This window comes from Sorangium sp. So ce1335 (assembly GCF_051521615.1).
GTDB lineage: Bacteria > Myxococcota_A > Polyangia > Polyangiales > Polyangiaceae > Sorangium.
In genome coordinates, this window is sequence record NZ_CP150363.1 from 1,145,864 (window position 1) to 1,170,633 (window position 24,770).

Consider the following 24,770-nt stretch of genomic DNA (forward strand, 5'->3'; position numbering starts at 1 on the left):
AGCGACGATCATCCCATTCCGTCGGCGGGTTCGTGTATGTGCGTGAGACATGGCGTGAGGGAGCATCGACAGCGCGGCATGGCGGCGCCATCGCTCGTGAGCGTGGCCGCGCTGGCCATCGCTGCCTGCTCGGAGCTCTCTGTCTCGCCGGTCCCGGGCGGTCCGGATCTGCCTCCCCCGGCGGAAGAGGAGCCGCCCCCGGCGGAGGAGGAGCCGCCCTTGAAGGCGGAGCTGGCGCCCGGTCTGGGCCTGCAGAACGCCTATCTCCGGGCCGTCGCCTCGCTGAACCGCAATTGCTCCGGTTCGCTGATCAAGACAAGCGACAGGGCCGACGCGCCGGCGTACGCGCTCACGGCAGGTCGGTGCGTCACGTATCCGTTCGACAGGTCGATGTACTTCGACGTGGGCGTCGACCGGACCCTCGTCGACAGCCTGACGTTCCTCTTCAAGGAGCTGAACGACAGCCCCGACGGCGAGCGCGTCGAGGCGAGGGGCGTCCGGCTCGCGTACGTCACGATGAAGGGAGCCGACCTGGCGCTCGTCGAGCTCGACCGCACGATCGGTGAGCTCCAGGCGCTCGGCATCGAGCCGCTCCCGCTGGCCGACGCGCCCCCGGCCGCCGGAGCGCCCATCGAGCTCGCGGGGGTGCCGGTGGACGACGGCGGTGGCGAGTCCCCGGAGACGTTCGTGCGCCGCGCCCGCTGCACGGAGGGGGCCAGGAGGCCCAACGTGGTCGAGCACCAGTGGCACTGGTACGACATGCACGTGAGCGCGTGCGGCGGGATGGGCTCCGGCGCCGTGGGCGGCCCGGCGATCGACGAGCGCAGGAGGGTCTTCGGGGTCTTCACGACCCGGTTCGGGGCCGCCGAGCCGGTGGACACCTGCTACCTGGGCTACCCCTGCGAGGTCGGCGGCGGCGAGCCCGAGCGCGGCGTAGAGGGCGCCACCTACGCCGTGGATGCCACGGGGATCGCGCGGTGCTTCGACGCCGGGGGGCGGTTCGACGTGGCGGCCGCCGGCTGCCCGCTGGATCCAGGGGGCCACGCGTCGCTCGGCGCGACGCCGTCGCGCATCGCCACGCCGACGGTGGGCGAGCCGCCCGGGCCGAGCGGCTGGGGCGTCCGGCTCGCCCCGGTGTCCGATACCCACTACCGCTTCAAGGTGGGCCCGGTGGAGAGCGTCGATTGCCGCGCTGCGGAGGGCTACTCCGCGCCGATCGCGATCGAGGACGACCGGCTCGCGGCGCTCCCGGTGCCCGCGAAGGAGGGCCTGGTTGCGATGTGCGTCCTGACCGGCTCGGGCGACGTCGGCGGCGCAGCGTGGCAGTCGGCGGAGCACCCGACGGTGATCCTCAAGAAGGTCCGTGTGCCCGCCAGGGTCGCGTCAGGCCCCGACGCGGGCGATGTCACGACGGAGCAGATGTTCGACATCGCGAGCCACGCGGTGGACGTTTACCGGGATCACATGCGGGACCACAAGGCCCGCTTCTCGGTGAACGTCGGGACCGCGGCCGGCACAAAGATGGACATCGCGGCCGATCGCACCTGGCACATCCACCTGGGCTTCGATCTCCGCAGGCAGGGCGTGTCGCCGCCCGACATCGCCGCGTTCGCCGCGTGCCACGAGATCGGCCATGCGCTCGGGGGCTTTCCGTTCAAGCAATCGCACGTGCAGCAAATGCAGGTCGAAGGTCTCGCGACAGGGCAATACGGAACGGTGAGCAGCACGGAGGGCCAGGCAGATTACTTCGCGACGAAGGAGTGTCTGCCGCGGCTCTGGTCGGCCGAGCGCGAGGTGAACGCCAGGTTCCGTGAGACGGCGACCGAGCACGCGAAGGCGCGCTGCGACGCGGCGTGGGGCGACGTCGACGCACAGAACCTGTGCTACCGGCTCGCCGCTGTCGCCGAGCGCTTCGGCCGCTGGGGGCGAGGGACCGAGGATTCCCGTCCTGTCCCCGATCTGAGCACGCCGGACGCCGACGAGGTGATGGTGACGAAGGAGAACAACCCGCCCTTGCAGTGCCGGGTCGACACCGCGTTCCAGGGGGCGCTCTGCCAGACGAAGTTCCGCGGCACGGCCATCCCCGGTCTCATCCCGCCGTACGAGCAGGTGCTGACGTTCAGCCCGGAGGCGGAGGCGGCGGCCGCGCCCGACTCGTGCACCGAGGGGCCGGGGTCGCGCCCGCGGTGCTGGTTCGCGCCGAACGCCACGGCGGCCGACTGCACGGGCATCCCCGAGCTGGGGATGTGCGACGAGATCGACGGGCAATCCGTGATGATCCTGTGCTCCCCGGACGATGGGATCCGGCAGTTCGTTTGCCCGCCGCACGCCCCCTGCGGGGTGGACGCGGAGGGCTGGGCGGACTGCGGTCTCTAGGGCCTCGTCGCCAGGGTCTGCCGCTGGCGCATGGCGGACAGGCCGCAGGGGAGCGCGCTGCTGCGTGGGCAGCAATCTTGGGCGTCGCGTTGCTCCAGCGTCACCTGACCGCTATACGCTGACCCGCGGCATCCGCGCGCGCAGCGCGGGTGTCGCTCTCCGCTGCCAGCCCGATCCCGGAGCCTGGCGCAGGGGCCGGTGTGAGGGTGGTCGTCGGCCGTGATCGAGCTGCGTGGCGTCAGCAAGGTGTACCGGCAGGGGAGGCGCGAGGTGACGGCGCTTGACGGCGTCTCCTTGCGCGTGGCTCCCGGCGAGGTGTTCGGGGTGCTGGGGCATAGCGGCGCTGGCAAATCCACCCTCATCCGCTGCGTCAACCTGCTCGAGCGGCCCACCGCGGGCGAGGTGCGCGTCGACGGCCGCGACATGCTGGCGCTCCGCCCGCGGGAGCTCCGGCAGGCCCGCCAGGGCATCGGGATGATCTTCCAGCACTTCAACCTCTTCTCCTCGCAGACCGTGGCGGAGAACATCGCCTATCCGCTGGCGATCGCGGGCTGGCCGCCGGGCCGCATCCGCGAGCGGGTGGAGGAGCTCCTCTCGCTGGTCGATCTCTCGGACAAGGCGCACGCCTACCCGGCCCAGCTCTCCGGCGGCCAGAAGCAGCGGGTGGGGATCGCCCGGGCGCTCGCGCCGCGGCCGCGCGTGCTGCTGTCGGACGAGGCGACCTCGGCCCTCGACCCGGAGACGACGCGCGCGGTGCTCGGCCTGCTGCGGGACATCAACCGGCAGCTCGGGCTCACCATCCTGCTCATCACCCACCAGATGGAGGTGCTCAAGGAGATCTGCCACGCAGCGGCCGTGCTGGAGCGGGGCCGGGTGGTCGAGCAGGGCAAGATCGTCGACCTGCTCGCGCGCCCCGGCACCCGGCTGAACGCGCTGTGCTATGCGCCGCTCGCCGCGGGCGGCTGGCCCGTCCGCCCCGGAGGCCGCCTCGTCTCCCTGTCGCTCGCCGGGGACGCCGCTGCGCAGCCGGTGCTCGCCGTGCTGGCGCGCCGCTTCGGCGTGGACGCGACCCTGATCGAGGGCACGCTGGAGCGCGTCGGGGGCGTCCCGGTGGGCCGGCTGCTCGTCGAGCTCGCCGGCCCGCCCGAGGCGCTGGAGCTGGCGCTCGGCCACCTGCGCGAGCAGCGTTGTTCGCCGGAGCTCGTGGCGCATGCCTAGCGCGCTCGTGGAGTCGCTGTGGGTGGCCACCGTGGAGACGCTCTACATGGCGTCGGTCTCCGCGGTCCTCGTCCTCGTCGCGGGGCTCCCGCTGGGGGTGCTGCTCGTGATCACCGACCGGGGCGGGCTCTGGGAGCGGCCGCTCTTGAACCGCGCGCTCGGCACGCTCGTGAACGTGGGGCGCTCGGTGCCGTTCATCATCCTCATGGTGGCCATCGTGCCGCTCACGCGGCTGCTCGTGGGGACCACCATCGGCACCACGGCCGCCATCGTCCCGCTGGTCGTGGCGGCGATCCCCTTCATGGGGCGCGTCGTGGAGCAGAGCCTGCGGGAGGTGGATCCAGGGCTCGTGGAGGCGGCGGTGGCGATGGGCTCGACGCACCGGCAGGTGGTCGTCCGGGTGCTGCTGCCCGAGGCGCTGCCGTCGCTCGTGCGCGGCACGGCGCTCACGGTGATCAGCCTGCTCGGATACAGCGCCATGGCGGGCGCCGTGGGCGGCGGCGGCCTCGGCGACCTGGCCGTGAAATACGGTTACATGCGCTTTCGCACGGACGTGATGCTGGGCTGTCTCGTCGTGCTCCTCGTCCTGGTGCAGGCCGTCCAGCGGCTCGGGGATCGGCTCGCCGCCCGCTTCGACCGCACCAGCACCCGGAGCGCCGGCGGTCGCGATTGACCCTGTTCCAGGGGCCCTGTCCGCGCCGCCTCGCCACGTGAACCCTCCAGAGGACCGACCATGAAGCGAACCGCGATCGTTGTCTCCGCTCTCCTGCTCTCCGTGGTGGCGCTGCTCTCCGGCTGCGGGAAGCCGGACGGAGCCGCCGGCGAGCGCCGCACCCTGAAGGTCGGCGCCACCCCCGTGCCGCACGCCGAGATCCTGCGGGCGGCCGCGCCGCTGGCCGAGCGGGAAGGGGTGAAGATCGAGGTGGTCGAGTTCACCGACTACGTCCAGCCGAACATCGCTCTCTCGGACGGCCAGCTCGGCGCCAACTACTTCCAGCACGTGCCCTACCTGGAGCGCTTCAGCGCCGATCGCCGTCTGTCGCTGACCAGCGCGGCGGCGGTGCACCTCGAGCCGCTGGCCCTCTATTCCACCAGGCACGCGCGCCTCGAGGAGCTGCCCGAGGCCGCGCAGGTGACCATCCCGGCCGACCCGACCAACGGGAGCCGGGCCCTCCAGCTCCTGGCCCAGCACGGGCTCCTGCGCCTGCGCGAGGGGGTGGGGGACGCCGCGACCGTGGAGGACGTCGTCGACAGCCCGCGCAAGCTCGCGCTGCGGGAGATCGACGCCGAGCAGCAGCCGCGCACCCTGGCGGACGTGGACGCCGCCGTCATCAACGGCAATTACTTCCTCGAGGCGCAGAAGAACCTGAAGCTGGACGCGAAGGTGCTCGCGCGGGAGTCCGCCAAGGGCAACCCGTACGCGAACGTCCTGGCGGTGCGGAAGGGCGACGAGACGCAGCCCGAGGTGCAGGCGTTGATCAAGGCGCTTCACTCCGAGGAGGTGCGGCGCTTCATCGAGTCGAGCTACGGCGGCGCGGTGGTGCCGGCGTTCTGACGGGCGAGCGCCTTGCGCCGGAAGGCGCCCGGGGTCTCGCCCATGTGGCGCTTGAAGGCCTTCACGAACGCGCCGTCGGTGTCGTAGCCGACCGCGCTCGCCACCGCCGCCGTGCTCGCGGCGTCGTCGGCGAGCATCTCGGCGGCGCGGCGCATGCGCCAGCGCGTGAGGTACTCGAGCGGCGCGACGCCGAGCTCCCCCTTGAAGCGGGCGGCGAAGGCCGACCGCGACATGCCCGCGGCGCGCGCGAGCGCCTCGACCGTCCAGGGGGCGGCGGGCCGCTCGTGCATCCGCTGCAGGGCGACGCCGAGGGCAGGATCCCAGAGGGCCCGCAGCCAGCTCGCTCGCTGGCACGTGACGCCCGCGACATGGGTGCGCAGCGCCTGCACGAAGAGCACGTCGGCCAGGCGGCCCACGACCAGCTCGTAGCCGGGGAGCTCCGCGTCCATCTCGGCGGCGACGAACTGCAACGTCGAATCGAGCCACCGCGTCGCCACGCCGCCGTCGCCCTGCACGTGGATGAGCTCGGGCAGGCTCGCGACGAGGGGGTTGAGGCGCGCGTCGGTGAAGTGAAGGCCGCCCGCGACGATCGTCGTCGGCGCCCCCTCGCCGCCGTAATGCACGATGCCCCCGCAGCGGCCCCCGCGCTGGGCGTACACCTCCTCGGGCGAGGCGGCGCGCGAGCCGGGGCGATCGCGCAGCGCGTGCGCGAGCCGGGCGCGCAGGAAGACCACGTCGCCGGGCGCCAGCGTCAGCCGGCGCCCGCCCGCGTCGAGCACGCAGCCGCCCCGCGAGACCGCGTAAAACGTCGTCACGTCGCGCCCGTCGAGCCGCATGCCCCAGGGCGCCTTCAGCTCGAGCCGGCCGTAGATCTGGCTCCGCAACTGCATGCTGCGGAGCGCCTCGGTCAGGACATCCATGCGTCTCCCCTGATGGACGATCGAACCATCCTTATGGACGCTACAACGCTTATCGTCCATTCACGAGCCCTTATTGTGACGTGCGTGGGCGGCCGGCGCTGCGGCGCCGCGGGCCGGATCCACGCGCGAAGGGAGACCCGTTCATGGCCACGAAGGAGAGATTCGTTCTCGTCACGGGCGCCACCGGACAGCAGGGCGGCGGCACCGCGCGGGCGCTGCTGTCGCGCGGCGTTCGCGTCCGGGCGTTTGTCAGAGACCCCCAGGGCGAGCCCGCCGCGGCGCTGCGGCGGCTCGGGGCCGAGGTCGTGGGCGGCGACCTGGGCGACCGCGCCTCGATCGAGGCCGCGGCCCGGGGGGTGGACGCCGTCTTCAGCGTGCAGCCGAGCGAGGGGCAGCCCCAGTACGGCATCACCTCGGACGACGAGCTGCGCTTCGGCAAGAACGTCGCCGACGCCGCGCGCGCGGCGGGGGCCCGGCACCTCGTGTACACCTCGATGGCCGGCCTCGTGCCGGGCACGGGCGTCGGCCACTTCGAGAGCAAATGGCAGATCGAGACGTACGTCCGTTCGCTCGACGTGCCCTTCACCATCCTGCGTCCCGGGGCGTTCTTCGAGCTGCTCACCCAGCCGCACTTCCACGCGACGCCAGGGACGTTCACGTTCTTCTACCCGCCGGCGCACCCGATTCCCTCGATCGCGGGCGACGATATCGGCGCGATCGCGGCCGCGGTGTTCGCGGAGCCCGAGACCTTCGCGGGGCGGACGCTCGAGCTCGCTGGCGACGTGCTCACCGGCATCGAGATTGCGGCCGCGATCGAGCGCGCGACGGGGCGGCCCCTCACGTACGCGCGCATTCCGGCCGAGGCCCTGCGCGCGAACCCGCTGTTCGAGCGCGTCGTCGAGGCCGCGATCAAGCTGCGCGTCGACGTCGACGTCGCTTCGCTCCGCGCGATCCACCCGGGGCTGAAGACGTTCGCGACCTGGCTCGACGAGGGGGGCGCAGCGCGCATTCCCGGCGCGCCGCGCTGAAGAGAAGACAAGAAACAGGGAACCCCGGAGGCGCGGAGGGAAGAGGGCAGATAACCATTCACTTCCTCTGCGCCCTCTGTACCTCTCTGTGGTTCTTTTTCTTCTCTTCGCTTCTGCTTCACCGCACCAGGACGACCTGGTGCCTACCTGAGGGCGCTGCGCAGCGCGGGGCGCCCCGGCGCCTGGCCCATGCAGAGCAGGAGGGCGTCGCGGAGCCGCGACAGGGTGGATACCCGCGAGATGTCCACCCCGTCCGCGAGGAGGCCGCGCGCCACCTCGGGGCGAATGCCCACGATGATGCCCCGCGCCCCGAGGAGCTCCACCGCGCGGACCAGCGACAGCAGGAGACCCCCGAGCGCCGCGTCGATCGACTCGACGCCGGTCAGATCGAGGATCACCGCCCTGCACTGGGTGCGCGCCACAGCGCCGAGGAGCGCCTGCATCATCTGCTCGGCCCGCCGGAGGTCGACCGCGCCGAGCACGGGCGTCAGCAGCACGCCCTCCCACACCTGGATGATCGGCGTCGACAGCGTGCGGATCGTCTCCTGCTGCTCCTGGTTGATCGCCCGCGTGCGCGAGAGCTCCTGCGCGAGCTCGTCGAGCCGCCGCAGGTTCGCTGTGGCGACGTCCTGGGCGACCCGCATGAGCTCCTCGCGCTCCCTCAGCGCGTCGGCCAGCTCGCGCAGCGCCGCCTCGATCGCGCCGAGATCGTCGCCGGCACCCGGACCACCGAGCCCCGCGCCCAGAGCACCCTGCTTGAGCCGCCCGATGGTGCCCAGGATCGCCTGGACGCGCTCACCCGGCACGGCGCCCCCGGAGCAGCTCGCCCCGGAGCTGCTCATAGACGAGCTCCGAGATACAGCTCGTGAAGCAACGCGTGTGAACGAACTGACCGTCCCGCTTGTAGACGTTCGAGTTGATCAGCACGTGCTTGACACCACCGTCCTTCGCGCGGAGGCGGGCCGGGTACGAGAGCAGCTTGCCGGTGCCGGAGAGCGTGCAGAGGATCTGGTCGACCACGTCCTTGTCGACGTGGAAATCCGCGACATGGCGGTCGATGTACTCCTCGGGCCGGTAGCCGAGCATCTCCAGCTCGAGCTTGTTCGCCCACAGGATCTTGCCGTTCGCGTCGACCAGATGGACGCCCAGTGAAGCGTTGTCCAGGAACTCCTGCCAGTCCTCAAAGCGGTTCCGTGTGATACCCATGGTTCACCTCCCCCGGCGGCGCTCCGCCCTGATCCCGTGAGGCCGGACGCTCCACGAGAGCCGCCGTCCAGCCAGCACCGGACCAGACTACAAGAGATCGGCGATGCGGACGAGAGGTGTGAGCCACGCCGGGAGGGCGATTGTCAGGCGGAGGCCGCAAGGCTGCTTCGCCGGACGCCCGGGGCACGCAGCGCGCAGGGCTCGGCCCGGTCGACCGGGACATTCATGAGGTCGCGCCGTCGCCGCGCGCGGCCGGCGGCTCGCGAAGGACGTGGGCGCTTTCGCGCGCGAGGTCGCGGAAGGCGCGCGGCGCGCGGCCGGTCACGCGCTGGACGGTGTCGGTCACGCGGTCTTCCGCCCCGCCGCGGATGGCGAGATCGAGCCGCACGAGGAATGCGGCGAAGGGCGCGGGGTAGCCCGCCCGGACGAGGTACGCGCTGGCGGCGTCCTCGTCGGCGCGGACGTGGCGTATCGCGCGGCCGGAGACCTCCGAGAGGATGGCCGCGACGTCATCGTAGCTGAGCGCCTCCGGACCGGTGATGACGTGCGCCGTGTTGTGCGGCGCCTCGTCGAGGAGCGCGCGCGCGGCGACCTCGGCGATGTCGCCGGCGTCGACGAAGCCGACGCGGCCGTCGCCCGTCGCGGTCGTGATCTCGCCGCGCGCGGCGATCGCGGCGAAGTGCGGATGGCGCGGGTCGATGAAGTTCTGCATGAACCACGAGGGCTGGAGCACGGCCCACTCCGGCGCGCGCTCGCGCAGCGCGCGGTGGACGAGGCCGAGCCCGGGGCCCCCCTCCGGCACGGGCGACGCGCTGAGCAGGACGAAGCGGCGCACCCCGGCGGCGAGCGCGCGATCGATGAGGGGGAGCATGAGCACCGAGGGGTCCTCGACCAGCGCGGGCGCGACGAGGTACACGCGATCGGCGCCGCGGAGCGCGGCGTCGTGCGTCGCCGGGTCGGCCCAGTCGAAGCGCGCGTGCTCCAGGCCCTCGCGCGCGGCAGGCGCGGACCGGCTCGCGACGCGGACGCGCGCGCCGGCGGCCTCGAGCCGCGCGGCGATCGCGCGCCCGGTGGTGCCGGTGCCGCCGGTGATCAGGACGCGCGGAGCGCCGATGTCTGCGCGCGCGGTCACGGCGTCACCGCCCGATCTGCGCTGGAGGGCGCGCTGACCGGCGCGTCGGGGGACGCAGCGGCAGGCGCGCTGACCGGCGCGTAGAGGTCGCGGCCGAACGCCTCGAGCGCGGCGGCCGGATTCCAGTACTCGCGGTACCGCACGACCTTGCCTTTCCGCGTGGCGATGAGCAGCACGTAGTCCTGCTCGTAGCGCCTGCCCTCGGGCAGGATGACCGCGGAGCCGTGCAGCTCGGCGAGCGCGACGTCGGGGTCCGTCGTCCGGTACCGGCGCACGTCCCGGATCGACAGGTCGCGAAAGCGCTCGAGGATGCCCTCGAAATGGCCCCGGATGGCCGCTTTGCCCTCGAAGAGGGTCGGCGCGCCGAGCGCGGAGGCGTACGGGAACTCCACGACCGCGTCGTCGGCGAAGAGGTCGAGCCAGCGCTCCAGGTCGCGGCCGACGAGCGAGAGGTGCGCGTCGATCGCCTGGGCGGCGTCGAGCGCCTGGGCGGCGTCGAGCGCCTGGGCGGCGTCGAGCGCCTGGGCGGCGTCGAGCGGCGGGGACTGCGGCGAGGCGTGCGGCGGGGATTGGGGTCCGAGCTGGTCCATGGAGGCTGCTTCCTTTCGTGGCGGCGAGGCCGGCGCTCGCGGCGGCGAGGCGGGCGCTCGTCGTGACGAGGACAGGGTAGGGACGCCGCGATTGCCGCGCGTCCGGCTCCGCGATCCGCGCGTCCAGGGCTGGCGCCGCCCGCGGCGCGCAGTAGATTCGATGGCGCATGTCCGCCGCGCTCGACGAGATGGCCCGCAGCGTCGTGGTCCGGGAGGTCGAGGTGATGCGCTTCGCGCTCGGCGATCGCTGGGGCAAGCGGCGGTCGGCGCAGCGCGCGTCGGCCCGGGTGTACGCGGCGATCGACGGCGGCGGCTGGGTCGACGTGGCGCGCCGGCGGCTCGCGCTGCGCGCGGGAGAGCTCGTGTTCCTGCCGCGCGCCGACGAGCACGCCATCCGGGATCGGCCGTCGACGCCGCTCGCGCACCCGGATGCGCTGTGTGTCGGGATGCGCGCCGTCGGCGAGAGCGCGCTGGAGACGGCGGCCGCGCCGGAGACGCGGCTCGTCATCGTCGACCTGCACGTCGACGCGGCGGGCGCGCCGTGGCTCGCGCTGCTGCCGCCGGCGGTGCTCGTCGCGGGCGAGACGCCGGGGCTCGCGCGCTGGCTCAAGGAGACGCTCGCGCTGCTCGCCGGGGCGCCCGATCTGTCGCCGGCGCTGCGCCGGGCCGTCGGCGAGGCGTGGGCGCACGCGCTGTTCGCGAGCGCGCTGCGCGACCCCGAGGCGGCGCTGCCGCGGCGCGAGGCCCTCCGGGACGAGCCGATCGCGGCCGCGCTCGCGCGGGTGCGCGCGTCGCCCGAGCGGGCGTGGGAGCTCGCGGAGCTCGCGCGCCAGGCCGGGCTCTCGCGCTCGGCGTTCGCGGCGCGCGCGACGGCGCTCCTCGGCGAGCCGCTCGGCCATCACCTGCGCCGGCTGCGCCTCGAGCGCGCCGCGGTGCTGCTCGGCGCGACGACGCTCCCCGTGAAGCTCGTCGCCGCCCGCGTGGGCTACGACAGCGAGCCCGCGTTCGCCCGCGCCTTCGCGCGCGCGCACGGCGTGAGCCCCGTCGCGTACCGGCAGGCGAGGCGGCGAGAGGACGGCGCGCCCGCGGTCGGGCACGCCGGGTGACGAGGAGAGAGCGCGGGGGAGCGCCCGGGCGATGAGCGGCGGGCGGTGCCCGCTGGATTCGCGGCCCTGTCGGGCCGCATCCATCGACCGTCAGGTGAGCACCTCGGCGGCGGTCTTCGCTCCAAGGATGTTCTCGATCCAGCGGTCGAGGGTCGCGATGTCTGTGCATGCCGCGATACGCGCGCTCTCGTCCTCGGTGAGCGCGAGCCCCGCACGCGAGAGCAGCCGAAGCAGCGTGTCCCTCTTGCCCTCACGCAGGCCCTCGATCTTGCCCTCACGCAGGCCCTCGACCTTCCCGCGATCCATGAGCTTCTGCACGAACGGGGGAAACGTCGCCTCGCCTTCGATCTGCCGTTCCATCACCAGCGCCTCCAGAGCCTGCCTCATCGGCTCACGCAACCCGTTCCAGATGAGCTGAAAATAGACCATCGCGTGCTCCTGGTCGAGCCGGCCAAGGGCGACGAGCGCCGCCTCGACCACGGTGAGCCCGTTCGGCCCGTTGCCGTGTGCCACCGCCGAGAGAACGGCGAGCTCCGTCTCCTTCTCCGCGTCGGCCGGGTCGGTGATCTCGGGGACGACGGCCGGACCGAGCACCAGCGGCTCGACGTTGCCGCGGCCCAGGCCGAGATCGATGTTCTCCGCGGCCCAGGCAGCCACGCCGGCGTCCGGCGCGACAACGAGGACGATCGTGCCACAGCGCTTCCTGGCGCGCACGCCCGTTACGTACGTCGGCCACGAGAGCTTCTTGTCCGGGTCCACGACGCGCTGGACCTCGACGACGATCGCCAGCACGAGCGCGCCGCTCGCGCCTCGAAGCTCGAGCACCAGGTCAGCGCGGAACTCCACCGGGATGAGCTGATCGAGCGACGACTCGACAACAGCGACCGAGGCGTGCGGCGGCACCTCGACGTGAAGGAGCGTCGCGAGCACGCGGGGCGCGAGCTCCGGGTGCTCGCGAAACATCTCGACGAGGGCGTTGTGCTCGAGCGTCGGCATGACGCTCGGCCTCGAGCACGCCCCGTGCCGACACGAAACGACGAGAGATCGCGAGATGAGCGCCAGATCCGGGGTGGCGGCGCCATGGCGGAGGCGGCCGCCGCGCCCGGCTCCATGGCACGCCGGCCCAGCGATGGCGTATTCTCCGGCGCATGCGGCAATTCCTCGGGATCGGAGCCGTTCTCGTCGCCACGATGACGTGCGCCTGCGGCGGCGCGGAGCCGACGCCCGCGGACAGCGGCGGCGCCGGAGGGGCAATCCCGGGAGCCGGCGGCAGCGGCGGCGCGGGCCCGGGGGCCGGCGGGGGCACGCCCGGCGTACCGGCCTACGGGCGCTTCGGCGAAGCCATGACCACCTTCACGCTGCCTGCGCCGACGCCCAGCGAGGGCGAGCTCCCCGCGATCGCCTATCCCGACCTCACCGCCTCGTTCTCGGACGTCGACTGGAGCGCGCTCGACCGGCTGTACATCCCGGCCGGGGAATACCGCAGCATCCTGCTCGGCGGGCTGCCCGAGCGCAGCGCGGATCGACCGCTCGTGATCACGAACCTCGGCGGCCAGGTGAAGGTCGGCGGCGACGCCGCCAATCACCTGTTCGTGCTCAAGGGCGGAAAGGGCTGGATCCTGACCGGCCGCTACGACCCCGTCTCGAAGACCGGAGACGCGGGCTTCCGGGGGCACGCCGAGGGCGCCTTCGCCCACAGCCAGGGCACCTACGGCATCTTCATCGACGACGCGTTCAGCAAGGAGGGCCTGTCCGGGCTGGCGATCGGCGGCGGCGCGTCGGACTTCGAGCTGGATACGATCGAGGTCGCGCGCGCCGAGTTCGCCGGGGTCATGGCCAAGACCGACGACGACGGGCAGGCCACGATGCGCAACGTGAAGATCCACGACCTGTACGTGCACGACGTCGGCTCGGAGGGCATCTACTTCGGCAGCACCCAGGCGCAGCCGCAGCACGCGTTCGAGCGGCTCGAGGTGTACGACAACCGCTTCCTGCGCACTGGCACCGAGGCGCTGCAGGTCGGGCAGCTCGGCTCGGACTGCGAGATCCACCACAACGTGCTCGGTCCGGGGGCGGTCCGGTGGCGGTCGGCGTTCGACCATTACCAGGACGGGAACGTGCAATACGGCCAGCGCTACGGCAGCTCGAGCTTCCACCACAACATCGTGATCGGGACGGGCGACCTCTTCGTCGAGCTGTTCCCGACGCGCGTGGACGGGGACCCACGCTCACCCGATGACACGATCGCGTTCACGGACAACTACTTCGCCGACACGTCGCTCACCGGGGTGTACACGCACGCGGTGGACACCGGCGCCACGATACGCTTCGAGCGCAACACGTTCCTGGGCTTTCACTTCAACTATGGCGAGGTGTACCCCGACACGGACGAGCCCGTGCAGGTGTTCGGCGTCGGCAGCAACGCGCCCAACCCGCACGTGCTCACGGACAACCGGGTGGACGGGCCCTATCCGTTCATCCGGTGGCTCTTCGACAGCGTGACCGCCGAGGACAACCCGAACGCCGAGGTGCCCCGGGCGCGGTTCCGCGACTTCATGGGTCCCGCCCTCGACGAGAACTACCGCCTTCTGGAGTGGTGGACCGACAGCGCCACGCTCAGCCCGGACCGGCGCGCCGTCGTGTACCCGAAGGGCGCGTTCGTCGTCCACCAGGGCGCGCTCTACGAGGCGCTCGCGGAGAACCAGGGCAAGCAGCCCGATCAGCACCCCGACGTGTGGCGCGCGCTGCCGCCCCCCGCGGACGACGTCCGCCTGAGCGCCGACTCGCCGCACCAGGGCCTCGGCGTCCGCTGGCCGCCGCATTGAAGCGAAGCGCGGGCGGATGCCGTCGAGGAGGACGACGAGCCCGAGGCCGCGCTCTGTGCCTCCGCCGTCTCGGGACGAGCGCCGCCCGCCGGCCCTCAATGGCTCCGCGGGATCTCGCGGTCTCCTCCGAGCGCGCTCGCGTACGACAAGCCGCTGTGCGCTGCGCTCGATGGCTTCACCTTGCGCGCAGCGACGCGCGCCGGTGCGCACCATGCCGCGGCGAGGGAGGCGCCGCTGCAACCCGGGGCCCCCTTGAAGCGAAGCGCGGGCCGTGCCGCCGATGGCGGCCGGGCGTCGAGGCTGCGTGATCCCTCGACGAGGTGCTCGAAGGCCGCTATTCTCTCCCTCCGCCTGCGTCGAAGGCAGGCCCGAGGTGTAAGGATGGATACAGCCCAGTCAGACGATTGAGCCGCAGCAACCCCTGAATCGTTGCTGCGGCTATCTGCTCTCGATCGTCCGACGAGCGCCGTCCTTGAGGCAGATCGCCGCCGAATGTCCACCATTTGCGCGGGTGTATCGTCATGCCTCGAAAACTGCCAATCCATTGGAATCTCTCGCTGTCTGCGGCGCTGCTGCTGATGGCCCCGTTCGACCTGCTGGCCTCGCTGGCCATGGATGTCTATCTGCCGGTGGTGCCGAGCATGCCAGGCATCCTGGGCACGTCGCCGGCCATCGTTCAGTTGACGTTGAGCCTCTACATGGTCGTCCTGGGCGCGGGGCAGCTCGTGTTCGGGCCCATCTCGGACAGGGTGGGCCGGAGGCCAGTCCTGCTCGGCGGCGCTGCCTTGTTCGCCGCCGCGTCGTTTCTGCTCGCGGGCACCGGATCGGCCGCGGCGTTCGTCGCCCTTCGCGTTCTCCAGGCGCTGGGCGCGGCCGCGGCGCTCGTCGCGACCTTCGCGACGGTGCGCGACGTCTATGCGGAGCGCGCGGAGGGGGCGGTGATCTACAGCCTGTTCGGCTCGATGCTGGCGTTCGTCCCCGCGCTCGGGCCCGTGCTCGGCGCGCTGCTCGCGGACCATCTCGGCTGGCGCGCGATCTTCGTCGCGCTCGGCGTCGCCGCCACCGCGGCCGCGCTGAACGCGGCGCCGAGGTGGCGCGAGACCCGGCCGGTGAACGCGTCGAGGCCACGAGCGGCGCTCGGCGAGATCCTGGCGGACGCGTCGTTCTGGACCTACACGCTCGGCTTCAGCGCGGCCATGGGCGCGTTCTTCGTCTTCTTCTCGACGGCGTCGCGCGTCCTGATCGATCGGGCGGGCTTCTCGCAGCTCGCCTTCAGCCTCCTTTTTGCCACGGTCGCGCTCGTCATGATCGCGACGACCCGGTTCGCGAAGCGGTTCGTGGCGCGGTGGGGGAGGGCCGGGAGCCTGGTCCGCGGGATGGGGATGCTGCTCCTGGGCGCCGCGCTGCTGGCCGTCGGACAGGTGGTCGCGTCCCCGTCGTTCTGGACGTTCGTGCCGCCCATGTGGATCATCGCGATTGGCATCGTCTTCGCCAGCTCGGTCACCGCGAACGGCGCGCTCCAGCGCTTCGGCCACGTCGCCGGGACCGCGACCGCGCTCTATTACTGCATCGAGAGCCTCGTCGTGGGGATCGTCGGGACGACGCTGGTCGTCCTGCTGCCCGGGGATACGGCGTGGCCGCTCTCGGCGTATTGCACGCTCATGGCCGCCGTTGTGCTGGGCCTCGTCCGGCGGGTGGATGAGCCCCCCGCGACCGCCGCCTCGCCGGAGCCGGCGCGTCCTCGCGAAACGTAAGGCGCTTCGTCAGCGGGAGGAGGACATCCTCCTCCCACCGCTCCAGCCGGACCCATCCGCGGCCCGAACCGGGTAGGATGCCGCCCATGAACCGCATGGCCAAGATGATGACCGCGGCGGCGGTCGCCCTCGCGGCGGCCGCAGGCGGCTACGGGCTCCTGAGCTCGCGCGGGTCCGACGCGAAGACGCTTGTCGGGCGCCTCTGGATCGAGCGGATTCCGAGGGACGACACGGACCAGATCGAGCTCATCGTGATGCTCGCCGACGAGCCGATCGGCATGTTCCGGCGCACGTCCCGGTACGAGGGCTCGCACGCCCTGTTCCGCTACGAGCTGCGCGGCAACGACGGGATGCAGCTCCTCTTCCCGCAGGACAAGTCGAAGCACGAGGTCGCCTTCGACGCGAGGCCGTGCGACGTGAAGGGATTCGACTACTGCCTCGATCTGAGCGGCGCGCCGCGGGGCGCGGCGAAGTACTACAGCCGGAAGGAATGGGAGATCGACGGGAGTGACCCCGCGGCGCTGGAGGGCGCGCTCCGGGCGCTCGACGAGGAGCCGCTCGCGACGCCGCCGGAGCCGTGACGACGCCCCGCGCGCCCGCGCGCCCCACCGCGCCGCAGCGTTCCGCGGCTCCCTCGTCGAGGCGCTCACGTCCCGACGCCAGCGCTCGCCGTGACCACGGGCGCCTCGTCGCGTGAAACCCCGGCGGCCGGGCCGAGGGCGCCGCAGGATCGCCTGTCCGTCATAGGAGACGAATCGTCCGCTATGGTGGACGCGGCCGCCGCTCCGTGCTACTGGTCGCCCCACAGACGGAACAGCGATGAACTACCGACAACTGGGTGACAGCGAGCTCCGGGTCTCGGAGCTCTGCCTTGGGACGATGACGTTCGGCGAGCAGAACACGCTCGAGGACGCCAGAGCGCAGCTCGATCGCGCGTTCGACGCGGGGATCAACTTCGTCGACGCGGCGGAGATGTACCCCGTGCCGACCCGCGCCGAGACGCAGGGGCGCACGGAGAGCTACATCGGCGAGTGGCTGAGCCAGAGGCCGCGCGACAAGGTGGTCCTCGCGACGAAGATCGCGGGGCCAGGGCGGCCCATCCCGTGGGTCCGCAACGGCTCGCTCGCGATCAACCGCGCGAACGTCCGGCGCGCGGTCGAGGACAGCCTGCGGCGCCTCAGGACCGATACCATCGATCTCTACCAGATTCACTGGCCCGATCGGTATGTGCCTCAGTTCGGCGCCACCGCCTACGAGCCGGCGAACGAGCGGTCGAGCACGCCGATCCCGGAGCAGCTCGCGGCGCTCGCGGAGGTGATCCGCGACGGCAAGGTCCGTTATCTCGGGCTCAGCAACGAGACGGCCTGGGGGGTGACGCAGTTCAGCCGCGTCGCGGAGCAGCTGGGTTTGCCGAAGCCGGTGTCGATCCAGAACGCCTACAGCCTGCTCAACCGCACGTTCGACTCGGCGCTGGCGGAGGCGTCGCGCCGCGAGAGCGTGCCGCTGCTCGCCTACAGCCCGCTCGCATTCGGGCTGCTCACGGGCAAGTACCTGGGTGGACCCCCGCCGGGCGCGCGGCTCACCCTGTTCGAGACGTTCGGCCAGCGCTACCGCAAGCCCAACGTGGACGAGGCGGTGCAGGCCTACGTGAAGCTCGCGCGGGCGCACGGCCTGACCCCCGCGTCGCTCGCGCTCGCCTTCGTGCGGAGCCGCTGGTTCGTGGCGAGCACGATCCTCGGGGCGACGACGCTCGAGCAGCTCGACGAGGACATCAAGAGCGCGGGCGTGGTGCTCGGCGAGGACGTGCTCGCCGAGATCGAGCAGATCCACGCCAGGTACCCGAGCCCGGCGCCGTGAGCGCGCCGGCCGCGGCGCCGCTGCTCCCGCGAGGGGCGAGGCTCTCGTTCGCCGAGGCCGAGAAGCGGCGCTTCATGGCGAGGGCGCTGGAGGTGTCGCGCGGGGCGCTCCCGCGCTGCCGCCCCAACCCGCCGGTGGGCTGCGTCGTCGTGCGCGGCGCGAGCGTCGTCGCGGAGGGGTTCACGCAGGCGCCCGGGTGCCACCACGCCGAGGCGATGGCGCTCGCGAGGCTCCCCGGCGACCTCTCCGATTGCGCGGCGTTCGTGACGCTGGAGCCTTGCTCGTTCTTCGGCCGCACGCCGTCGTGCGCGCGCGCGCTGATCCAGCGGCGCATCGGCGCGGTGTTCGTGGCCGTGATCGACAGCGATCCGAGGAACCTCGGCCGCGGGGTCGCGATGCTGCGCGCCGCCGGCATCCCCGTCGAGGTCGGGACGCTCGCCGACGAGGCGGCGGCGTTCCTCGGCAGGTATCTCATTCGCTGACGCCACGACGGCGGGCCGCGCGCCCGCGCGACAGCGGGGCTCGCGATCGAGGACAGGATGGCTACGCCACGGAACGGTATGCCCGGATGGCCGCTTCGAGGCCGAGGCGTGGGCTGCTGAAGATGGGGACAGGCAGGTCGGGGCACAAGGCGGCGGCGTCGGCCATGGATGCCTGCGCCAGGACGATCGCGTCGGCCGCCGGCGCGACGTCGCGTAGCCTCGCCGCGATTGCCTTGAGATAGGCGGCGTGGTCGCCGCGCTCGAAGTGCAGCCATGCGTCCTCGAAGAGCGCCTCGGTGATCGAGATGGCCCTCCCGGATCGAGCCGCCACCTCGAGGAGGAGCTCGCGCGTCGGGCCGAGGGTGCTGGCCAGCGCCGCGGCGACGAGGATGCGCCCGCCCGTGGCGACGGCGCGCTCCGCCATCGCGCGGTCGACGCGGAGGACCGGGTGCCCGGCCGACCGGCCGGCGCGCTCGGCGCACCCGCCGATCGTCGAGCAGGTGCAGAGGATCACCGCGGAGCCGCCTGCCACGGCGCGCAGGATCGCCTCGTCGATGCGGCGGGTCACCTCGGGGGTGAGGCCCGAGGCGCGGGCATCGCGCAGGAGGACCTCGTCCGCCACATGCTTTGCGGGGATCGTCGGGGCCATCTCGGCCAGCAGCCGATCGAAGGTGGCGATGTGCACGGGCGAGGTGTGCAAGAACGTGAGCGTCTTGGTCATGGGCAGGCTCGCAGCACGAGCTTATCCGAGAGGTTGTCGTCGGTCAGGACGCCGCGGTGGGGTCGAGGTAGGGCGCCGAGGGCCCGTTCTCGCCGTCGTCGGACGTGGGGCTTGTACGCTCCGGCGCCGGTCTCCTTGACAAGGTAGGGCCGCTATCAGATAGCCTGGAACAAAGAACACGTTGAGCGAGCGAGAAATGAACCGCCAAGACGCCAAGAAGAAGACAATGTCTTGGCGTCCTTGGCGCCTTGGCGGTTCGAAGTTCTGCTCGTTTCAGGCGGGTTCAACCCGTTTGTTGCTCTAGCTTTCGAGGACGAGTGGGAGCGGGATCACGTCGCGCGGGGAGGCGGAGCTGATCGATATCTGGCGTGACTGGCGAATCTCGTCCGGAGCGAGCTGGATCGATTGGCTTCTGCCTGGGCCTGGCACCCTACCGGAGAACTTTCATATGCCTGCGCTCCACTTCCGCCATGCTCGTCCCGAGGACGCGGCCCGCCTCCAAGCCATCCGGCGCGCGGCCTTCGCGCCCGTGTTCGCGTCGTTCCGCTCGATCCTCGGCGACGAGATCTACGACCTGGCGCAGCGGCGGAGCGACGAGGCGCAGGAGGGGCTGCTGACGTCGCTGATGGCGGCCGACTCGGGCTGGGAGCTGTACGTGGCGCAAGCCGGCGAGGAGATCGCTGGCTTCGTGGCGCTTCAGCTCAACCAGGAAACGCACGTCGGCGAGATCGGTCTCAACGCCGTCGACCCCGCGCAGGCCGGCAGGGGGATCGGCACCGCGATGTACGAGTTCGCGGTGGCGCGCATGAGGCTGGCAGGGATGAAGGTCGCCACCGTCGGCACCGGTGGCGACCCGAGCCACGCCCCGGCACGACGCGCGTACGAGAAGGCCGGGTTCGACGTCCAGATCCCCAGCGTGTGGATGTGCCGCAAGCTCTGATCCTACCCGCGCCCGGTGGCAACGTACCGAGGCGGTAGACGCGCGTGAAGAATGGCCCCCTCAGGTAAAGACCAGCCTGGCATGGAGCGCCGCGTGCGTATCCTTTCGGACAACCTCCGCCTGCTGCCCGTCGTCGAGCTCGAGCCGGGAGCCTATCCGAGGCGCTCCAGAGCGCCGTGCGCCGCGCGGCACGGGAGATCGAGCGCTTCTGCGAGCGCGTCGTGGGGTCGCTGCACGATCTTCCCGGTGTGCTCGATGCGCAAGCGGTCGGCAGGATCCTCGTGGGTAAAAGAGGTTCCTGATGCCCCCATGGCGTGATCCAGCGCGTCCCGACGAGCCGGTGGTGTGACGTGGGCGTGGGACGTCAGCGGCGGCGGGCCGGGTACCGGACGAGCCGCGCGCGCTCCCAGGAAGGGCAGCAGGGAAGGGCGGTCGAACCGCCTCGAGGGCATCGATCTCGATCGCGGGAGGCGGTCGAACCGCCCCGAGAGCATCGATCTCGGTCGCGGAGGGGCGGTCGAACCGCCCCGAGGGCATCGATCTCGATCGCGGGGGGCGGTCGAACCGCCCTGGGGGCATCGATCTCGGTCGCGGAGGGGCGGTCGAACCGCCCCGAGGGCATCGATCTCGATCGCGGGGGGCGGTCGAACCGTCCTGGGAGCACCGATCCCGGTCCTTGCGGGCCGTTGAACCCGAGGACCTGCTTCGCACGGCGCTCCCCAGGCCCGCCGGCGCCGCAGCCCTGGACGAGATGGATGCCGCCGTCCGGAAGCGGAGCGCCCTCGGAGCGACGCACATCACTCGACGGCGCAATCCGGCGCCGCGCTCGGGTCTTCCACCCACGCGGCGAGGCGCTCGGTGCCGGCGTCGCCCCACGCGTCGTGCGCGAGCTGGTTGAGCCGGCACCATTCATGGCGCGTCTGCCGGATCGCGAGCGACTTCGCGGCCTCGTGCTGCGCCGCGCGACCCGCCACGGCGCTGTTGTCCTTGTTGAGCTCCTCGTGCGTCATCGCGACCGGGCGCGGACAGTGGTTGCCCGGCTCGTAGTCGACCGTGCCCGAGACGAGCCCCTGGGCCGCCGTCCGTCGATGCCGGACCGTCACGATCGCGCTCTTCGGGTACGGAGCGCGGGCGTCGCGAGTCACCGCCGTGTGCCGCGGCTTCTCGCCCTCCACGACGACGAAGCCCGTCGACGGGATCGCGGCATACGGCGTGAGCGCGGGGAACGCGCCCAGCGACTCGTCGACGAGGACGTCCCCGCCGAGCTCGACCCAGTTCGTGTGGGCGTAGAAGTCCTGCACCGTGTGGAGCGAATGGGAAAATGCCGCCATCGCCAGGAGATCTCCGTCCAGCAGCGCGATGCCCGGGCCCAGCGCCCTCACGGCCTCCGCTTGCTTCGCGGCGACGAAGGCGGCGGCTCCGCTGAAGTTGCAGTCGTCGAAGTGGGCCGCATTGACGAGCGCGAACTTGACGTCCGCGGCCACGTTGCCGGTCACCAGGGTCTTGAGCACGGCAGGCTTCAAGAACGCCAGCGCGGTGCGGGTGACCTCTTCGTGGACCCCCTCACCCGGCGCCACCGAGAATTCATGGGCGCTCTCGTCGAGCGCCTCGGCTGGTCCAGCTTCGCCGACGCAGCCGAGCGTCAGCGCGAGACCCATGACCCCCAGTCCGAACACCGCATGTCGAAGCATGTTCCTCATGGCTGAAGAGGATTGCAAAGCTCGATCCAGGCGCACGAGCTCATCGCTGGCTGCAAAACACACGCGGCGGGAGCTTGGGTGAATGCGCCGGAGCCCGGCGCAGGCCCCTCATCGCTCGCCGGTGCCACTCACGGCGACCTGCACAGGTGCCCCATCGCGGCATTACGCCACGCGCTTCCGCGGGATGCGTGTTGGCCGAGACACCTTCCGGGCAGGCTGACCGGTGCTCCGAGCTCCGGCGCGACGGCGAGGGTCGTTTCCCCGGAGCGCGTCTCGACGCCGGTGCGTACTCGCGCGCACCCGCGGGGTCGATGTCCGGTCCGGTGCTCCCCAGGCGAGCCGCCGCGAGGCCCTCCCGTCGACAGCTACGGCAGGCCGAACGCGAACAGCGTGTTGCCCGGCGTGCCGATGCCGAAGCTCTCGTAGCCGCTCCCCCAGTACACCATGCCGTTCACCACGGCCGGCCCGGCGGTGACGGAGCCGTCGGCCGGATGGCTCCAGAGGATCGAGCCCGTCGCGGCGTTCAGCGCGTGTACGTTGCCGCTCATCGAGCCGGCGTAGAGCACGCCGTTCGCGACCGTCAGCGGGCCCCTGTCCTGCGCGCCCGGCGTGGGATCGGGCGTCTGCCACAGGATGTCGCCCGTGGCGGGGTCGAGCGCGCTCCACGATCCCCAGGAGACGACCTGCCCGGAGGGCTCCAGCGTGTACTCGACCTGGCCGTTGTTGCCGATCGGCACGTAGATCCGCGACTCGTCCACGGCGACTCCCCACATGATGCCGCCCAGCTCCCCGCCTGGGCCGACCAGCGTGCTCCACACCACGCTCCCGTCATCCCTGTCGAGCGCCCAGAAGATACCGCTCTTCTGGCCGGCGCCGACCAGATCGCGGCGCTCCGCCCCCGCGCCCGCCGTGAACAGCGTGGCGCCCGTGCCGAAGTCGTAATCGGGGCCCGCCGGATCAGGACACCAGTCGCCGCCGAAGTAGCACGCTCCCGTCCAGGCGTCGAATCCCTGGAGCCGCCGCGCCCACTTCAGCGCGCCGGTGTCGAGGTCGAGCGCGAGGACGGCATCGATGTAGTTGTCCTCCGGGAGGCAGGCCTCGATGGCGAGCGCGTCGTCACCGGCTGCCTCCACGCACGCGGAGACGGCCGGCGGCACCGTGTAGTTGTTGCCGGTGGCCACGTACAGCGTGCGACGACCGAGGTCGATCGCGGGCGCGCCACCCCAGACGGCGCCGCCGGTGTAGTCGGCGGGGACGGTGTAGCGCTGCCAGAGCACCTCCCCGGTCACGGCGTCGAGCGCGACCACGCTGCCGCGGAACGAGCAGCACGGATACGCGTTGTCCGCCGCGAAGAGCTCCTCGCGCGAGGAGACGCCCACGTACACGCGGCCGCCGTGCACGACGGGAGACTGCGTGATGATCGCCGCGGGGTGCGGGTCGAGCTGCGTCTTCCACAGGAGCGCACCGGTGCGGCTGTCGACGGCGATCATGTGCGCGCCGGCCTGGGTGCCGAGGAACAGCATGTGGCCGTGGAGCGCGGGGCTCGTGCGCGAGATGGCGCCGGCCGTGCCGGTGAGGTCGGCGATCGAGCGCGTCCAGATCGGGCTTCCGGTCTCGGCGTCGAGCTTGTACAGGTTGCCGCCCCCGTCCGGAAAGTAGATAGCGTGGCCGTCGACGACCGGCGTCGCGGGGACGTTGCCGGTCGTGGTGAAGGCCCACTTCAGGGCGAGCGACCCGACGTTCGCCGGCCCGATGTCGTTCTCGGCGGCCGCGTTGTGTGTGTTGGCGAGATCCTTTCCGTAGACGGTCCAGCGCGCGGACCCCGCGCCCGGGGCCGCGCGGCCCTGGACGACATGGAACACGGCGAGACATGCGGCGGCCACGAGCGCGGGCCGCACCCAGAAGATGCGCTTCATGATGATCCTCCTGGGGCATCGAGGTGAGCGGCGAACAGCGGTCCGACACATCCGTCCCATCGCCTCTGCAACACGAGGCCCCGAGGATACGTCACGGGGAATCGGGCTGCGCGTCAATGGGATACGATGCGCGGCGCGCTCCGGAAGACGGCGCCGCTCAGGCGACCCGCAGCGCGGCGACCCTCGGCGCGGCGTCGGGCCGCACGCCGCACCACAGGGTGAGCCGCTCGGCGCCCGGCTACTACCACCATGCCGAGGCCGTCGTCGGCGCTTTGACCCACGCCAGCCGCGCGTGCGGCTCGGGCGGTGAAGGGTGCCCGTCAGAACTTGCCAGATACCGTGAGCCCCGCGGTGCCCTCGGGGCCGGAAGGGGCGAGGCTCAGGCCGGCCCTGCGCAGGTCCCGCTGGTAGGCCTGCACCGGATGGTCGACATCCAGCATGGCGAGCGACCACACGGCACTGGCAAGACCGAGCGTCGCGCTCGTGAGGCGCTGTTCCGCCGGCAGGTCGCCGTCGAGCGCGGGCGCGGCGGCGGCGACCCCGCCGATCGTGATCGGGAGGTAGATGGCCCAGGTCGGGATCGCGGGCGCGGTGCCCAGCAGGTCCCGCTCGATGGCGGCGACCTGCGCGCCGGAGAGCCGCGCGCGCGACGCGGGCGTCGCCACGAGCGCGTGGTCGGCGCGGAGCCGGGAGACCGGCGTGTAGTCGGACAGCACGAGGCTCAGGCCGGAGAGCGCGCCGGACACGTAGTGTCCCGCCGAGAGCGCGATCGGCGTCACCCGCGGGAGCGTGCGGCTGTCGAGGAGCGCGAACCCGAGCCAGAGGCTCCCTTGCGAGAGCAGCCCAGCCGTCCCGACGATGTGGCGACGGTAGGTCTCCGGCGCGGCGAACGCGGCGATGCCTCCGGCGAGGAGCGTCGCGGATCCGGAGGCCCAGGCGATGCGCAGCGGCGTACCGCCATCTTCGGCCACGATCACCGCCGCGAGGGGCACCGCGCCGAGGCCGCCGAAGATGATGGGCAGCACCTTCCCCGAGGAGTGGAGCCTGACCGCGTCCTGGAAGCGCGGCGCCAGGAGCGCGGCGCGCTCGCGCCGCTGGGCGACGTCTTCCCGACTGTCGGTCTCGTCCCACGTCGGAGCGATGGCCTCCTGTGGCGGAGCCATCACCTCCCGCGTCGGAGCCATCGCCTCCTGCGCCGGCGCAGCGGCCTGCCGCGTCGGAGCGCTGGCGTCCTGCGCCGGAGCGCTGGCGTCCTGCGCCGCGGCGCTCCCCGGTATCGACAGGTGCGCCACCGCCGCTCCCACCAGGAGCGCCCGCCGCGCGTGACGCATGAACGATGACGAACAGACCATACGAAGCCTCTCCGTTGAAGTATCTCGTGTCGATTCGACTCGACACGTTCGACGAACCGATCTCGCCAGGGCCCCTGTCGAGCGCCCTCAAA

22 protein-coding genes are annotated in these 24,770 nt (G+C 72.1%); 12 read left to right on the top strand and 10 right to left on the bottom strand.

Going from position 1 to position 24,770, the window contains the following annotated elements; all coding sequences use genetic code 11:
- The first annotated feature begins 54 nt into the window (after positions 1-54).
- The 4 genes from WMF24_RS04150 (at position 55) to WMF24_RS04165 (ending at position 5,149) form a co-directional block, all read left to right on the top strand.
- Positions 55-2,376, top strand: coding sequence for an ImmA/IrrE family metallo-endopeptidase (locus WMF24_RS04150; RefSeq protein ID WP_437735038.1), 2,322 nt, complete (start codon positions 55-57; stop codon positions 2,374-2,376).
- 219 nt (positions 2,377-2,595) lie between these two features.
- The gene (locus WMF24_RS04155; RefSeq protein ID WP_437735039.1) at positions 2,596-3,594 is read left to right on the top strand and encodes a methionine ABC transporter ATP-binding protein; all 999 of its coding nucleotides are present in this window, start codon (positions 2,596-2,598) and stop codon (positions 3,592-3,594) included.
- A complete protein-coding gene (locus tag WMF24_RS04160; RefSeq protein ID WP_437735040.1) occupies positions 3,587-4,267 on the top strand; it encodes a methionine ABC transporter permease in 681 nt (226 codons plus the stop codon). Before WMF24_RS04155 ends, WMF24_RS04160 begins: the two co-directional genes overlap by 8 nt.
- Before the next feature lie 60 nt (positions 4,268-4,327).
- Positions 4,328-5,149 carry a MetQ/NlpA family ABC transporter substrate-binding protein gene (locus tag WMF24_RS04165; RefSeq protein ID WP_437735041.1) on the top strand — a complete coding sequence of 274 codons (822 nt, stop codon included), beginning with the start codon at positions 4,328-4,330 and terminating at the stop codon, positions 5,147-5,149.
- Here WMF24_RS04165 and WMF24_RS04170 read toward each other — a convergent pair.
- Positions 5,119-6,069, bottom strand: coding sequence for an AraC family transcriptional regulator (locus WMF24_RS04170; protein WP_437735042.1), 951 nt, complete (start codon positions 6,067-6,069; stop codon positions 5,119-5,121). The genes WMF24_RS04165 and WMF24_RS04170 overlap by 31 nt on opposite strands.
- 143 nt (positions 6,070-6,212) lie before the next feature.
- Here WMF24_RS04170 and WMF24_RS04175 point away from each other — a divergent pair, with 143 nt between their 5' ends.
- A complete protein-coding gene (locus WMF24_RS04175) occupies positions 6,213-7,097 on the top strand; it encodes an NmrA family NAD(P)-binding protein (protein ID WP_437735043.1) in 885 nt (294 codons plus the stop codon).
- A gap of 143 nt (positions 7,098-7,240) precedes the next feature.
- On the opposite strand, the gene WMF24_RS04180 is transcribed toward WMF24_RS04175, so the two are convergent.
- From WMF24_RS04180 to WMF24_RS04195, 4 genes are all read right to left on the bottom strand, one after another.
- Entirely contained in the window at positions 7,241-7,939 is a 699-nt protein-coding gene (locus WMF24_RS04180) for an STAS domain-containing protein (protein WP_437735044.1), read from the bottom strand.
- The gene (locus WMF24_RS04185; protein WP_437735045.1) at positions 7,893-8,303 is read right to left on the bottom strand and encodes a PAS domain-containing protein; all 411 of its coding nucleotides are present in this window, start codon (positions 8,301-8,303) and stop codon (positions 7,893-7,895) included. Before WMF24_RS04185 ends, WMF24_RS04180 begins: the two co-directional genes overlap by 47 nt.
- 223 nt (positions 8,304-8,526) lie before the next feature.
- Positions 8,527-9,435: an NmrA family NAD(P)-binding protein gene (locus WMF24_RS04190; protein WP_437735046.1), complete on the bottom strand. Its 909-nt coding sequence runs from the start codon at positions 9,433-9,435 to the stop codon at positions 8,527-8,529.
- Positions 9,432-10,025, bottom strand: coding sequence for a nuclear transport factor 2 family protein (locus tag WMF24_RS04195; RefSeq protein ID WP_437735047.1), 594 nt, complete (start codon positions 10,023-10,025; stop codon positions 9,432-9,434). The genes WMF24_RS04190 and WMF24_RS04195 overlap by 4 nt, the downstream gene beginning before the upstream one ends.
- Before the next feature lie 167 nt (positions 10,026-10,192).
- Here WMF24_RS04195 and WMF24_RS04200 point away from each other — a divergent pair, with 167 nt between their 5' ends.
- Positions 10,193-11,131: a helix-turn-helix domain-containing protein gene (locus tag WMF24_RS04200; protein WP_437735048.1), complete on the top strand. Its 939-nt coding sequence runs from the start codon at positions 10,193-10,195 to the stop codon at positions 11,129-11,131.
- Positions 11,132-11,221: 90 nt separating this feature from the next.
- On the opposite strand, the gene WMF24_RS04205 is transcribed toward WMF24_RS04200, so the two are convergent.
- Positions 11,222-12,127 (bottom strand): hypothetical protein, encoded by a 906-nt coding sequence (locus tag WMF24_RS04205; protein WP_437735049.1) that lies wholly within the window; start codon positions 12,125-12,127, stop codon positions 11,222-11,224.
- Positions 12,128-12,279: 152 nt separating this feature from the next.
- Between WMF24_RS04205 and WMF24_RS04210 the strand changes: the two genes are divergently transcribed.
- From WMF24_RS04210 to WMF24_RS04230, 5 genes are all read left to right on the top strand, one after another.
- Complete coding sequence (locus WMF24_RS04210; RefSeq protein WP_437735050.1) at positions 12,280-13,956, top strand: right-handed parallel beta-helix repeat-containing protein; 1,677 nt, start codon at positions 12,280-12,282, stop codon at positions 13,954-13,956.
- 521 nt (positions 13,957-14,477) lie between these two features.
- On the top strand, positions 14,478-15,710 hold the full coding sequence (gene cml / locus WMF24_RS04215) for a CmlA/FloR family chloramphenicol efflux MFS transporter (RefSeq protein ID WP_437735051.1): 1,233 nt from the start codon (positions 14,478-14,480) through the stop codon (positions 15,708-15,710).
- Between the two features lie 86 nt (positions 15,711-15,796).
- A complete protein-coding gene (locus WMF24_RS04220) occupies positions 15,797-16,291 on the top strand; it encodes a hypothetical protein (protein ID WP_437735052.1) in 495 nt (164 codons plus the stop codon).
- A 238-nt stretch (positions 16,292-16,529) separates the two neighbouring features.
- Entirely contained in the window at positions 16,530-17,567 is a 1,038-nt protein-coding gene (locus WMF24_RS04225; protein ID WP_437735053.1) for an NADP(H)-dependent aldo-keto reductase, read from the top strand.
- Between the two features lie 74 nt (positions 17,568-17,641).
- Positions 17,642-18,049: a bifunctional diaminohydroxyphosphoribosylaminopyrimidine deaminase/5-amino-6-(5-phosphoribosylamino)uracil reductase RibD gene (locus WMF24_RS04230; RefSeq protein WP_437738760.1), complete on the top strand. Its 408-nt coding sequence runs from the start codon at positions 17,642-17,644 to the stop codon at positions 18,047-18,049.
- A gap of 61 nt (positions 18,050-18,110) precedes the next feature.
- Here WMF24_RS04230 and WMF24_RS04235 read toward each other — a convergent pair whose 3' ends face one another.
- Entirely contained in the window at positions 18,111-18,770 is a 660-nt protein-coding gene (locus tag WMF24_RS04235) for an Asp/Glu/hydantoin racemase (RefSeq protein ID WP_437735054.1), read from the bottom strand.
- Between the two features lie 448 nt (positions 18,771-19,218).
- Here WMF24_RS04235 and WMF24_RS04240 point away from each other — a divergent pair, with 448 nt between their 5' ends.
- Complete coding sequence (locus WMF24_RS04240) at positions 19,219-19,710, top strand: N-acetyltransferase family protein (RefSeq protein WP_437735055.1); 492 nt, start codon at positions 19,219-19,221, stop codon at positions 19,708-19,710.
- A 797-nt stretch (positions 19,711-20,507) separates the two neighbouring features.
- On the opposite strand, the gene WMF24_RS04245 is transcribed toward WMF24_RS04240, so the two are convergent.
- From WMF24_RS04245 to WMF24_RS04255, 3 genes are all read right to left on the bottom strand, one after another.
- A complete protein-coding gene (locus tag WMF24_RS04245; RefSeq protein ID WP_437735056.1) occupies positions 20,508-21,368 on the bottom strand; it encodes a hypothetical protein in 861 nt (286 codons plus the stop codon).
- 407 nt (positions 21,369-21,775) lie between these two features.
- Entirely contained in the window at positions 21,776-23,326 is a 1,551-nt protein-coding gene (locus WMF24_RS04250; protein WP_437735057.1) for an outer membrane protein assembly factor BamB family protein, read from the bottom strand.
- Positions 23,327-23,646: 320 nt separating this feature from the next.
- Positions 23,647-24,678, bottom strand: a complete 1,032-nt coding sequence (locus WMF24_RS04255) for a hypothetical protein (RefSeq protein WP_437735058.1) — start codon at positions 24,676-24,678, stop codon at positions 23,647-23,649.
- Positions 24,679-24,770 lie beyond the last annotated feature (92 nt).